The organism is Curtobacterium sp. 18060 (assembly GCF_902706105.1).
GTDB lineage: Bacteria > Actinomycetota > Actinomycetes > Actinomycetales > Microbacteriaceae > Curtobacterium.
In genome coordinates this window covers 1-13,170 of sequence record NZ_CACSJV010000023.1, presented here as the reverse complement: position 1 = coordinate 13,170, position 13,170 = coordinate 1, and the positions used below count along the sequence as shown (strand labels likewise).

7 protein-coding genes and 1 pseudogene are annotated in these 13,170 nt (G+C 71.9%); all 8 read left to right on the top strand.

Features of this window, described 5'->3' with window-relative positions; all coding sequences use genetic code 11:
* Positions 1-233: 233 nt before the first annotated feature.
* Positions 234-1,646, top strand: a complete 1,413-nt coding sequence (locus GVL05_RS11880; protein ID WP_123292497.1) for a cytochrome ubiquinol oxidase subunit I — start codon at positions 234-236, stop codon at positions 1,644-1,646.
* 1 nt (position 1,647) lies between these two features.
* Positions 1,648-2,652: a cytochrome d ubiquinol oxidase subunit II gene (cydB, locus tag GVL05_RS11875; protein ID WP_123340389.1), complete on the top strand. Its 1,005-nt coding sequence runs from the start codon at positions 1,648-1,650 to the stop codon at positions 2,650-2,652.
* Positions 2,653-2,662: 10 nt separating this feature from the next.
* On the top strand, positions 2,663-4,321 hold the full coding sequence (gene cydD, locus GVL05_RS11870; RefSeq protein ID WP_159573268.1) for a thiol reductant ABC exporter subunit CydD: 1,659 nt from the start codon (positions 2,663-2,665) through the stop codon (positions 4,319-4,321).
* Positions 4,318-6,024, top strand: coding sequence for a thiol reductant ABC exporter subunit CydC (gene cydC / locus GVL05_RS11865; protein WP_159573267.1), 1,707 nt, complete (start codon positions 4,318-4,320; stop codon positions 6,022-6,024). The genes cydD and cydC overlap by 4 nt, the downstream gene beginning before the upstream one ends.
* A 50-nt stretch (positions 6,025-6,074) precedes the next feature.
* The gene (gene leuS / locus GVL05_RS11860; protein WP_159573266.1) at positions 6,075-8,615 is read left to right on the top strand and encodes a leucine--tRNA ligase; all 2,541 of its coding nucleotides are present in this window, start codon (positions 6,075-6,077) and stop codon (positions 8,613-8,615) included.
* Between the two features lie 184 nt (positions 8,616-8,799).
* On the top strand, positions 8,800-9,558 hold the full coding sequence (locus tag GVL05_RS11855) for a helix-hairpin-helix domain-containing protein (RefSeq protein ID WP_235035954.1): 759 nt from the start codon (positions 8,800-8,802) through the stop codon (positions 9,556-9,558).
* Between the two features lie 3 nt (positions 9,559-9,561).
* Positions 9,562-11,406 (top strand): annotated as a pseudogene (locus tag GVL05_RS20365) (ComEC/Rec2 family competence protein); the annotation flags it as partial.
* A gap of 616 nt (positions 11,407-12,022) precedes the next feature.
* Complete coding sequence (gene holA / locus GVL05_RS11840; RefSeq protein WP_123292542.1) at positions 12,023-13,042, top strand: DNA polymerase III subunit delta; 1,020 nt, start codon at positions 12,023-12,025, stop codon at positions 13,040-13,042.
* Positions 13,043-13,170: the final 128 nt, after the last annotated feature.

Here is a 13,170-nt window from a genome sequence, read left to right as displayed (position 1 = left end):
CCCGGCGCCTCTCGTCGTTCGGCGGAGCGGGAACCGGCACATCCGTGCCGCACGGTTGTGCCGTGCAACACCCTTGCACGTTCGTGCACGGAACATTTCTACAAGTTGTCGAAGTCGGTGGTGACGCGGTACCGTTGAAGAGTCCCAACGGCTGTGACATCTGATGTATCCGTTCCACAGGAAGACACTGACGTGCACCGACTGCGCGCGGCGACCCGACTGGGAAGTGCCGCATGACCGACCTCCTCGACCCGCTCATCCTGTCGCGGTGGCAGTTCGGTCTGACGACCATCTACCACTTCCTCTTCGTCCCGCTGACGATCGGCATGGCCGCCGTGGTGGCCGTGTTCCAGACCGCCTGGTACCGGACCGGTCGCGCGCACTACCTGCAGCTGACCCGGTTCTTCGGACGCATCTTCCTGATCAACTTCGCGATGGGCGTCGTGACGGGCATCGTGCAGGAGTTCCAGTTCGGCATGAACTGGTCGAACTACTCGCGCTTCGTCGGTGACGTCTTCGGCGCCCCGCTCGCGCTCGAGGGGATCCTGGCCTTCTTCTTCGAAGCCGCGTTCATCGGCGTCTGGATCTTCGGCTGGGACCGCTTGCCGAAGGGACTGCACCTGGCGAGCATCTGGTGCGTCAGCGCCGGCACGATCATGTCGGCGTACTTCATCATCGCCGCGAACGCGTTCATGCAGCACCCGGTCGGCTTCTCGATGAACGAGGCCAAGGGCCGCGCGGAGCTCACCGACATCTGGGCGGTCCTCGGCAACAAGGTCGCCCTCGCCGCCTTCCCGCACACGTTGTTCGCCTGCTTCATGGTCGCCGCAGCAGTGATCATCTCGGTCGCCGCCTACCACCTGGCGCGGAACCAGAACCTCGAGACGATGATGCCGGCGCTCAAGTTCGGCATGTGGACCATGGTGGCTGCGGGGGCCCTGACGGTGCTCACCGGCGACCAGCTCGGCCTGACCATGGTCGACACCCAGCCGATGAAGATGGCCGCGGCCGAAGCGCTCTACAACACGGCGACCGGCAAGGACGCCTCGTTCTCGATCTTCACGCTCGGCACCCCCGACGGCGTGCACGAACTGTTCTCGATCCGGGTGCCCTACCTGCTGTCGTTCCTGTCCACGCACACCTTCAACGGCACGGTCGAGGGCATCAACGACCTGCAGGCGCAGTACACCCAGGTGTACGGGCCCGGCGACTACAAGCCGATCATCTGGGTCACCTACTGGTCGTTCCGCTGGATGATCGCGCTCGGCGTCGGTGCGGTCATGGTGTCGCTCGCCGGCCTCTGGCTGACCCGCAAGGGCCGGTTCCCGACGAAGCGCTGGATCTGGCGCGTCGCCACCTGGACCGTCCCGCTCCCGATGGCCGCGATGATCGTCGGCTGGATCTTCACCGAGATGGGTCGCCAGCCGTGGCTCGTGTTCGGGTTGCTCAAGACCAGCGACGGCGTCTCGCCGAACGTGACCGGGCTCGAGGTCCTCATCTCGCTCGTCGTGTTCACCGTGATCTACGGCTCGCTGGCGGTGGTCGAGTTCAAGCTCATCAAGAAGGTCGCGCAAGAGGGCCCTGCCGCTCCGGCAGAGGTCGACGAGGAGACCGGCGAGGTCAAGCACGAAGTGACGGTGTACTGAGATGGATCTGCCTGTCCTCTGGTTCGCGATCGTCGGCGTGTTCTTCGTCGGCTACTTCGTCCTCGACGGCTTCGACTTCGGGGTCGGCATGTCCCTGCCCTTCCTGGGCAAGGACGACACCGACCGTCGGGTGCTCATCAACACGATCGGCCCGGTCTGGGACCTCAACGAGACGTGGGTCATCGTCGCCGGCGCCTGCCTGTTCGCGGCGTTCCCCGAGTGGTACGCCACGATGTTCTCCGGGTTCTACCTGGCGCTGCTGCTCATCCTCGCGGCGCTGATCCTGCGCGGTGTCTCGTTCGAGTACCGCCACCAGAACAAGCACCTCGAGTGGAAGCGTCGCTTCGACCTGATGATCATCGTCGGCTCCGCCCTGCCGTCGTTCCTCTGGGGCGTCGCGTTCGGCAACGTCGTCCGCGGGATCCCGATGGACTCCGGGCACAACTACACGGGCACGCTCTTCGACCTGCTCAACCCGTTCGCGCTCCTGACCGGCGTGGCGACGCTGCTGGTGTTCTTCACGCACGGCGTCGTGTTCGTGGCGCTGAAGACCGAGGGCGAGATCCGCGAGCGGGCGAAGCGCCTGGCGACCCGGGCCGGCATCCTGACGATCGTCGTCGGTGCCGCGTTCCTGGTCTGGATGGCGTTCGTCCGGGCGACTCCAGCCTCGCTCGTGCTCTCGGTGGTCGCGGCACTCGCGCTCGTCCTGGCCGTGCTGTGCAACGCCTGGGGCAAGGAGGGCCGGGCGTTCACGCTCATGGCCGTCACCATCGCCGCGATCGTGCTCGCCATGTTCACGGCGATCTTCCCGGACGTCATGCCCGCCACCAACGACCCGGCGAACAGCCTGAACGTGTACAACGCCTCGAGCGGTTCGTACACGCTGACGGTGATGAGCTGGGTGGCGCTGATCTTCGTGCCCCTCGTGTTCGCGTACCAGGCCTGGACGTACTGGGTGTTCCGCAAGCGTGTCTCGCGGGCCCAGGTCACCCAGGCCGCGCACTAGGCAGGCGACGGTGAAGCCGCTCGACCCGCGACTCCTGCGCCTGTCGCGGACGGCGCGCGGCTTCATCGTCGCGGCCGCCGGCACCGGCGTCCTCCGCACGGTCGCGACCATCGCGATCGCGTGGGGGATCGCCGCCGCCGTGACCCTCGGCATCGACGCGGTCCAGGACGGCCGTGTCCCGGGCGCCTTCGGGCAGGCACTCGCGCTGCTGGGCGGCGCGTTCGTGCTCCGTGCCGTGGCGGCCTGGGCGACCGACGACCTGGCGGCCCGCGCCGCGGCGAAGGTGAAGAGCGAGATGCGCACCACGGTGCTCGCCCGCGCCGCCGAGCGGGGTCCGTCCTGGCTGGCGGGCCGGTCGAGCGCGGGGTTCGCCACCACCCTCGGGCCGGGCCTCGACGCGCTCGACGCCTACTTCGGTCGCTACCTGCCGCAGCTCGCACTCACCGCGATCGCCACACCGCTGCTGCTGGTCGCGATCGGCCTCGGTGACCTGACGAGCGGGTTGATCATCCTGTTCGCCCTGCCGGTCATCCCGGTGTTCATGATCCTGATCGGCCTCGCGACCCAGTCGTTGCAGCGGAAGCAGTCCGACGCCCTCGCCAAGCTGGGCGGCGCCTTCCTCGAGGCCGTCGAGGGCCTGGCCACCCTCAAGGTGTTCGGTCGCGCCCGGCGCCAGGTCGGCCGCATCGGCGCCGTCACGGACGAGTACCGTCGCGGCACGCTCGGGGTGCTCCGGCTGTCGTTCGTCAGCGGGTTCGCGCTCGAGCTCGCCGCGAGCCTGTCCGTCGCCCTCGTCGCGGTGTCGATCGGCATCCGGCTGGTCGACGGCTCGCTCGGGCTCGGCGCCGCGATGTTCGTCCTGGTCCTCGCCCCCGAAGCGTTCGCCCCCATCCGCCAGGTCGGCGCGGACTTCCACGCCGCCCAGGACGGCGTCGAGGCATCGGCAGCGGTCCTCGACGTCCTCGACGACGACACGGAGCCCGCGCCGCACCACGACACGGACCCCGCGGCGACCGCTCCGGCTGCCACGGCGCTGGCCGTGCACGGTCTGACCGTCCGCCGGCCCGACGTGGTGATCGGCCCGCTCGACCTGCACGCCGACCCCGGCACCGTCGTCGTGCTCGCCGGCCCGAGCGGCTCGGGCAAGTCGAGCGTCATCGCCGCACTCCGCGGCGTCCTGCCGCACGACGGCACCGTGGTCGTCCCCGGCGCCGCCGGTACGACCGCCGCCGGCCGCACCACCTGGGCCGACCAGCGACCCCGCCTCGTGCGCGGGACCGTCGCCGAGAACGTCGCGCTCAGCGCGACCCCCGACGCCGTGGACGTCCAGACCGCGTTGCGCGACGCGGGGCTGGGGGTCGACCCGGGCCTCCCGATCGGCGCCGGCGGCAGCGGACTGTCCGGCGGCCAGGCGCAGCGCGTCGCCGTCGCGCGGGCGCTGTACCGCGCCCGCCGCGTCGGCACGCCGTTGGTCCTGCTCGACGAACCGACTTCGGCGCTCGACGCCGAGGCCGAGGCCCACGTCGTCGCCGCGATCCGCGGCCTGGCGGCCGACGGCGCGGTCGTCGTGGTGGCCAGCCACCGACCGGCGGTCGTGGCCGCGGCCGACGTCCGGGTCGACATCGGCACCGGTGGGTCTGTCACCGTCCGGACGGGGGTGCGCGCATGAGCCGGCAGCGGGTGCTGTCCCGGGAGGCCCGTGGAGCGTCCGTCCTGCGGCTCGCGATGCCGCACGGGTCGGGTTGGGCGAAGGCGGTCGCCGCCGGCGCGCTCAGTGCGGTCTGCGCCGTGGCGCTCCTCGCCGCGAGCGGCTACCTCATCACCCGTGCCGCGGAGCACCCGCCGATCCTCTACCTGACCCTCGTGATGGTCGGCGTGCGGGCGTTCGCACTCGGGCGTGCGGCGCTGCGCTACGTCGACCGGCTCGCCGGGCACGACGCGTCCTTCCGGCAGCTCGCGGTGGTGCGCACCGAGATGTACCGGCGGCTCGCCTCGGTCGCACCGGCAGGGCTCGGCAGCACCGGCCGTGGCGACCTGATGACCCGCCTGGTCACCGACACCGACCGGCTGCAGGACCTGCCCATCCGCGTCGTCGGGCCGCTGGTGTCCGCCGGGGTCGTCGCCCTGCTGTCCGTCGTCGCGGTGGCGATCGTGTCGGTGCCGGCCGCCCTCGTGCTCCTGCTCGGCCTGGCGGTCGCGGCGCTGCTCGGGTCGGTCGTGACACGGTCGATCGCCGAGCGCTCCGACCGTGAGACCGCGGCGGAACGTGGTCGGGTCGCCGACCTCGTGCTCGACACCGTGCGGACGCTCGACGTGTTCGCGGCCTACGGCACCCTCGACGAGCGGCTGGCGCACATCGCCCGTCTCGACGCCGGCGTCACCCGTGCAGTGCGCCGCCGTGGCACGGTCGAGGCGCTCGTCGGTGCCCTGGTCGGGCTGGTCGGCGGCGGCGCGGTCATCGGGATCCTGGCCGTCGGTGCACCGGTCGTGGTGTCCGGGGCGCTCGACGGACCGCTCTGGGCGCTGACCGTGTTCGTGCCGCTCGCCCTGTTCGAGGTCGTCGGCGGGGTCCCGCTCGCCGTCCTCACGCTGCGCCGCGTGCGCGCCGCCGCTGAGCGGGTCGAGCAGGTCGTCCCGGCCCGGGTGCCCGCGGGCATCGTGCCCGAACCCGAGCAGGACGCCGACCCGGCCGAACTGGCGGTGTTCGGTCCGGTCACCGTGGCGGTGCGCGACCTGACCGTGCAGTGGCCCGGAGCCACGACGCCGGCGGTCGACGGGGTCTCGCTCGACCTGCACCCCGGCGAGGTCGTCGTGCTCGAAGGGCCGAGCGGCGCGGGGAAGTCCACCCTCGTCGACGCGCTCGTCCGGTTCGTCGACCACCAGGGCTCGTACACGCTCGACGGGGTCTCGGCGAAGGACATGCACCCCGACGCCGTCCGTGCCCGCATCGGGCTCATCGAGCAGGACCCGTTCGTGTTCGACCAGCCCGTGCGACAGAACCTGCTGTTCGCCCGCGAGACCGCGACCGACGACGAGCTGCTCGCCGTGCTCGACCGGGTCGGCCTCGGCGAGTGGGTCGGACGTCGCGGCGGGCTCGATGCGTCGGTGGGGGAGCGCGGTGGCCTCGTCTCCGGCGGACAAGCGCACCGGCTCGCCCTGGCGCGCGCGCTCCTGCACGCGTTCCCGGTGCTCGTGCTCGACGAACCCACGGCCGACATCGACCCGGACCTCGGCGACGCCGTCCTGCACGACCTCGTGACGACGGCCCGCGCAGCGGGACGGACGGTCGTGATCGTGTCGCACGTGCCGGTCCGGGCGGACCTGGTCGACCGCACCCTGCGGATGGCCGCCGGCCGCCTGCTCGTCGGATGACCCGACAGGCGGACGCTGGACGGGCCTCCCGGCTTGTATCGTTGACGTCCGTGACCACCGAGCAGCACGCCGAGGACCCGAACGCCTACGACTTCCGTCGTATCCAGGAGAAGTGGCAGCCCCGCTGGGAAGAGCTCGGGCTCTTCACCACCGACCTGGACGACACGCGTCCGCGCAAGTACATCCTCGAGATGTTCCCGTACCCGTCCGGCGACCTCCACATGGGGCACGCCGAGAACTGGGCCCTCGGCGACTTCGTGGCGCGCTACTGGCGCCAGCAGGGCTTCAACGTCCTGCACCCCATCGGCTGGGACTCCTTCGGCCTGCCCGCCGAGAACGCCGCGATCAAGCGCGGGGTGGACCCGAAGGACTGGACCTACGCGAACATCGCGCAGCAGAAGGCGTCCTTCAAGCGCTACGCGCCGTCGTTCGACTGGAGCACCGAGATCCACACCTCGGACCCCGAGTACTACAAGTGGAACCAGTGGCTGTTCCTGAAGATGTACGAGAAGGGCCTGGCGTACCGCAAGGACAGCTGGGTCAACTGGGACCCGGTGGACCAGACCGTGCTCGCGAACGAGCAGGTCCTGCCCGACGGCACCTCGGACCGCTCCGGTGCCGTCGTCGTCAAGAAGAAGCTCACGCAGTGGTACTTCAAGATCACGGAGTACGCCGACCGCCTGCTCGACGACCTCAACCAGCTCGAGGGACGGTGGCCCGCCAAGGTCATCGCGCAGCAGCGCAACTGGATCGGCCGGTCGGTCGGCGCCGACGTCGACTTCGTCATCGAGGGCCGTGACGAGCCCGTCACGGTGTTCACGACGCGCCCCGACACGATCCACGGCGTGACGTTCCTCGTCGTCGCACCGGACTCGGACCTGGCGGCGTCGCTGGTCGCTTCTGCGTCCTCCTCCGTCCGTGCGGACTTCGATGCCTACCTCGTCGCCACGCAGAAGACGTCGGAGATCGACCGGCAGAACGCCGACCGCCCGAAGACCGGTGTGCCGCTCGGCCGTTTCGCGATCCACCCGCTGACGGGGGAGCGCCTGCCGATCTGGGCCGCCGACTACGTGCTCGCCGACTACGGCCACGGGGCGGTCATGGCCGTGCCGGCGCACGACCAGCGCGACCTCGACTTCGCCCGGGCGTTCGACCTGCCGGTGAAGGTCGTCGTCGACACCAACGCCGCGGTCACCGGAGCGATCCCGGTGATCACCGAGGACACCGAGCTGCCCGACCTCAACCCCGCCACCACGGGCGAGGCGCTGACGGGTCAGGGCCGGATGATGAACTCCGGCCCCCTCGACGGCATGTCGAAGCAGCACGCGATCACCGCCGCGATCTCCCTGCTCGAGGAGCGCGGGACCGGTCGCGCCGCCAAGACCTACCGCCTGCGCGACTGGCTCATCTCGCGCCAGCGCTTCTGGGGCACGCCGATCCCGATCATCCACGGCGCCGACGGCAGCGAGCACCCCGTGCCGCTCGACCAGCTGCCGGTGCGCCTGCCCGACACCGAGGGGCTCGACCTCAAGCCCAAGGGCACCTCGCCCCTCGGCGGAGCGACCGACTGGGTCAACGTCCCGAACCCCGTCGACGGGACACCCGCGCTTCGTGACACCGACACGATGGACACCTTCGTCGACTCGTCGTGGTACTTCCTGCGCTTCCTGGCGGCGAACGACGACACCCAGGCGTTCGACCCCGCCGTCGCTCGCAAGTGGGCGCCGGTCGACCAGTACATCGGCGGCATCGAGCACGCGATCCTGCACCTGCTGTACGCGCGCTTCGTCACCAAGGTGCTCTTCGACCTCGGTTACCTCGACTTCACCGAGCCGTTCTCGGCACTGCTCAACCAGGGCATGGTGCTGTCCGGCGGCTCGAAGATGTCGAAGTCCAAGGGCGGCGTCTCGCTCGGCGACGAGCTCGACGCGAACGGCGTCGACGCGATCCGCCTGGTGATGGGCTTCGCCGGCCCGCCCGAGGACGACATCAACTGGGAGGACGTCTCGCCGTCCGCCTCGGCACGCTTCCTGGCCCGCGCCTACCGCCTGGCGACCGACGTCACGTCGACCCCCGACGTCGTCTGGGCCGAGGGCGACCGCGCCCTGCGCCAGGTGACGCACCGGTTCCTGGCCGATGCGCCGGGCCTGATGGAGTCGTTCAAGTTCAACGTCGTGATCGCACGGCTCATGGACCTGGTCAACGTGACGCGCAAGGCGATCGACAGCGGCCCCGGTGCCGCCGACCCCGCCGTGCGCGAAGCCGTCGAGACCGTCACGCTCGGCCTCGCCGTGTTCGCGCCGTACACCGGCGAGGAGATGTGGGAGCAGCTCGGGTACGAGGCCACCGTCGCGCTGCACGGTTGGCGGAAGGCCGACCCGACGCTGCTGGTGCAGGAGACCCTCACCGCGGTCGTCCAGGTCAACGGCAAGGTCCGCGACTCGTTCGAGGTGTCGAAGTCGATCGAGCCGTCCGAGCTCGAGGCACTCGCGCGGAACTCGGCGAACGTGCAGCGGTACATCGGTGACCGCGAGATCGTGAAAGTCATCGTGCGGGCGCCGAAGCTCGTGAACATCGCCATCAAGGGGTAGCCCTCGGGCGGCGCGGCCGTCCACGGGGTGGGCGTCTGGCCGTCCACAGGGTGAGCGTCTGGCCGTCCACAGGGTGGGCGTCCGACGCACCTGTCCACAGACCAGCACTCCGGAGCCCGGCCGATCGGCCGGGCTCCGTAGCGTTCGGGGCATGTCGTCGCCCTCGTCACCGGACCCTCGGTCAGTGGACGGCGCGCCCGCATCGGGACGCGTGCTCTGGTCGCGACTGGTGCTGTCGCCGCGGGCCGCGGTGGTGCTGGCCGGGGTCGTTGTGGCTGTGGCGCTGGTGGTGGTCCTGGTCGGGTCGCTGACGGGCCGTGGTGGTGCAGGGGCGGGCGGGGTCGTCGTCAGTGGTGCGCCCACCGCCGGCGCGCCGACTGTCGGCCCTCCGGCTGCCGGCGTGCCGACCGCCGGTGCGCCCACCGCCGGGGTGCCGACCGCTGGGTCTGGTGCGGCGCGTGTGGTGGTGCACGTGCTCGGGGCGGTCGAGCGCGACGGCGTGGTGCGCCTGCCGCCGTCGAGCCGGGTGACCGACGCGATCGAGCGGGCCGGCGGCGCGACGGCGGATGCGGACCTGGACCGACTGAACCTGGCGCGGGTCCTGACCGACGGCGAGCGGCTGTACGTGCCGCGCGTGGGCGAGGACGAGGTCCCGGCGGCGCTCGATCCGGTCGACGGCGGTGCGGCCGCGGCGGGCAGCGGCGCTGACGACGGTACGGGTGCCGCGGGTGCCGCGGGAACCGGCGCCGACTCCGTCGTCGACCTGAACAGCGCCGACCAGGCTGCGCTCGAGACCCTGCCCGGCATCGGCCCGGGGTTGGCCGGCCGGATCCTCGCCTGGCGCGACGAACACGGCCGGTTCACCGCGGTCGAGGACCTGCTCGACGTCAGCGGCATCGGCGACGTCCGGTTCGCGGAGCTGCGTGACCGCGTGCGGGTCTGAGCCGTGCCCGTGCAGCTGCGACCCAGTGCGACGGACCTGCGGGTTGCGGTGCCGGTGGCGATCGCCTGGATCGTGACGACCGTGCTCGTCGGGGGACCGGCGGCAGCGCCCGTGGTCGGGATCGTGGCCGCCGTGCTGGCAGTGCTGGCCGTGCTGGCCGTGCTCGCCGGTGGGAGTGCGATCGGCGCGGGTCGTCGTTGCTCGGGCCGTCGCTGCCGCACCGTGACCGCCGGTGCCGGCCTGGTGCTCGTCGCGGCGGCGCTGACCGCGTTGCTCGCGGTGTCGGTCACCGTGGGTGAGACCCGACGAACGCCGGAGGTGCTCCGGGCACTCGCCTCCGCGTCGGGCACCGTGTCGTTCGACGCAGTCCTGTCGCGCGACCTGGGCCCGGGCGACCGCTCCGTGCTCGCGACGCTCGAGCGTGCCGACACGGAGCGTGCGCTCCGGGTACCGGTCCGGCTCGTGCCACCGGGCGACGGTGCGCTCGTGCCATCGGGTGACGATCACGACCGCGTGCTGGCCGCGGGAACGCGGGTGACCGGCACCGGGACGATCGAGGCCGACGTCCCCGGTTCCGCGACCGCGTTCGTGCTGTTCCTCCGGGGTGTGCCCGCCACCGAGCCACCCGGGGGACTGCTCGGAGCCACCGACACCGCCCGCCGGGCCTTCGTCCGTGCGACCGCCGACCTGCCCGAGCCCGGGGCTGCGCTCCTGCGTGGCCTGGCGATCGGCGACCGGTCCGGCCTCGACGCCGCGACCGAGGCAGCGATGGAGACCTCGGCACTGACCCACCTGACCGCGGTGTCCGGGGCGAACTGCGCGGTGATCGTCGGCCTCGTCGTGGTGGTCGGGCGACTCTGCGGGATGCCTCGGGGGCTCCGGGCGGCGTCGGCCGTCGCCGTGCTGCTCGCGTTCGTGGTGCTCGTGCGGCCAGACCCGTCGATCGTCCGGGCCACGGTGATGGCGGTCGTCGTGCTGGTCGTGCACCTGTCCGGCCGCCCCGTGCGCGGCGTGCCCCTCATCGCCCTGGCCGCGATCGGCATGCTGGTGGTCGACCCCTGGTTCGCGCGGTCGTTCGGGTTCGCGCTGTCGGTACTCGCCACGACCGGCATCGTGGTGCTCGGACCTCCGCTCACCACGCTCCTCGCCCGACAGCTGTGGACCCCGGCGGCCGCTGCCCTCGCCGTGCCGGTGGCGGCGCAGGTCGCCTGCTGGCCCGTGACGATCCCGCTGTCCGCGGCGCTGCCGACCTACGCGGTGCCGGCGAACCTGCTGGCCGAGCCCCTGGCACCGATCGTCACCGTCGTCGGCCTCGGTGCGTGTCTGCTCGCGCCGGTCTGGCCGTGGGGTGGGTCGGTGCTGGCAGCCGTCGCCTGGGCCCCCGCGTCGGCGGTCGGCGGCATCGCCCACGGCGCAGCGCTGCTGCCGTACGCGTCGGCGCCGTGGCCGGGTGGGACCGTCGGGGTGGTCGGCGCCGTGGTCGTCAGCGCGTGCCTCGCGGTCGCCGTGCTGAGCACTCCGATGGTGCGGAGCCGCCTGCTGCTCGTCGCGGGAGTCGTCGTGGTGGTCGGTGTCGCCGCCGTCGCGGTTCCCGTGCTGGTCGTGCGCGGTACCGTCCCGCGCGACTGGGCGGTCGCGGCGTGCGACGTCGGACAGGGTGACGCCGTGCTGGTCCGTGGCGGCGACAGCACGGCACTGATCGACACCGGGGACGACCCGGACCGCCTCCGGGCCTGCCTCGACCTGCTGCGGGTCCGCCGGATCGACCTGCTCGTCCTCACGCACTTCGACCGCGACCACGTCGGGGCGGTCGACGAGGTCGCGGGCATCGTCGACACGGCGCTCGTCGGACCGGTCGGCCGTGCGTCGGACAGCCGCGTCGTGCAGGACCTGCAGCGCGGTGGCGTCGACGTCCGGCAGGCCGACGACCGGGTGTCCGGCGTGCTCGGGTCGCTCGGTTGGCGCGTGGTGTGGCCGCGGGCGGGCAGCCCGGACGCCGGCAACGACGCGAGCATCGTGCTCGTGACCGAGCCGCTGCCGGGCGGCGACTGCCCCACGTGCGTGTCCGGGGTGTTCCTCGGCGACCTGGGGGAGACCGCGCAGCGTCGGGTCCGCTCCGGCAGTGCGCTGCCAGCAGGCCCTGTCGACGTCGTGAAGGTCTCGCACCACGGTTCGGCCGACCAGGACCCGCTGCTGTACCGGCAGCTCGCGGCCCGCGTCGGACTCGTCGGCGTCGGCGCGGACAACACGTACGGCCACCCGACACGGTCGGCGCTGTCGATGCTCGCATCGTCCGGGACCGCCGCGTACCGGACCGACGAACTCGGCACCGTCGTGGTGGGTCGGGCGGCCACCGACGACCTGCGGGTGTGGACGGAGCACACGCCGTCGGTGGCCGCCCGTAGGATCGTCGGAGCACTCGTCGCACCGGCACCGTCCGGGTCGGCACCACCGGAAGGACCGCATGCCCGCCAAGAAGCCCGCGCGCGCCGCAGCGAAGATCGACCAGGTCCCCTGGTCGGGGATCCGGCCGGCCCCGGTCGTGCTCGTCACCGGGCCCGAGGCGTTCCTGGCCGACCGGGCCAGCAGTGTGCTCAAGGACCTGCTCGTGGGCGAGGACCCGGCGCTCGAGGTGCACGACCTCGAGGCCGACCAGTACGCTCCCGGGCTGCTCGCGACCCTCGCCAGCCCGTCGTTGTTCGGCGAGCCGCGGCTCGTGCGGGTCACCAACGTCGAGAAGTGCACCGACGCCTTCATCACCGAGACCATCTCGTACCTGCAGGCCCCGGCCGACGACGTCACCCTGGTGCTCCGTCACGGCGGCGGGGTGCGTGGCAAGAAGCTGCTCGACACGATCCGCAGCGGGGTCGGCGGTGGGGTCGAGGTCCTGTGCGACGAGCTCAAGCGCGAGACCGACCGCATCGACTTCGTGAACGCCGAGTTCCGCGCCGCTCGACGCAAGATCGCGCCGTCGGCGGTCCGCACCCTCGTGGTCGCCTTCGCGGACGACCTGGCCGAGCTCGCCGCCGCGTGTCGCCAGCTCCTGGCGGACGAAGCGCAGGAGATCACCGACAAGGTCGTCGACAAGTACTACGGCGGCCGCGTCGAGACGAACGCGTTCAAGGTGGCCGACATCGCCCTGGCCGGACGGTCCGCTCCGGCGATCGTCGAGCTGCGGCACGCGCTGGCGACGGGCGAAGCCCCCGTGCCGATCGTCGCGGCGTTCGCGAGCAAGATCCGCACGATGGCGAAGGTCAGTGCCTTCCGCGGGCCGAGCGGTCAGGCAGCGTCGGCGCTCGGCATGGCCCCGTGGCAGGTGCAGCGCGCGCAGCGTGACGTCGCCTCGTGGAGTGAGACGGGTCTCGCGAACGCGATCACGAGCATCGCTGAGGCGGACACCGCGGTGAAGGGCGGCTCGCGCGACGCGCACTACGCACTCGAGGTCATGGTCCGCACCATCGCCCGACGCGGCGAGGCGCGCTGAGGCGACCCGCGCCTCCCGGTCGTCGCGCGCTCGTCGCGCGCCCACACCCGCGCACTTGGTGAGCAGAAATGGTCGAGTACCGACCGGCCACTCGACCATTTCTGCTCACGAAGCGTGCGGCCCGCCGC

Excerpts from the sequence above, each read along its gene's own strand:
- GVL05_RS11880 (WP_123292497.1), top strand. The coding sequence starts at position 234 with ATGACCGACCTCCTCGACCCGCTCATCCTGTCGCGGTGGCAGTTCGGT.
- cydB (WP_123340389.1), top strand. The coding sequence starts at position 1,648 with ATGGATCTGCCTGTCCTCTGGTTCGCGATCGTCGGCGTGTTCTTCGTC.
- cydC (WP_159573267.1), top strand. The coding sequence starts at position 4,318 with ATGAGCCGGCAGCGGGTGCTGTCCCGGGAGGCCCGTGGAGCGTCCGTC.
- holA (WP_123292542.1), top strand. The coding sequence starts at position 12,023 with ATGCCCGCCAAGAAGCCCGCGCGCGCCGCAGCGAAGATCGACCAGGTC.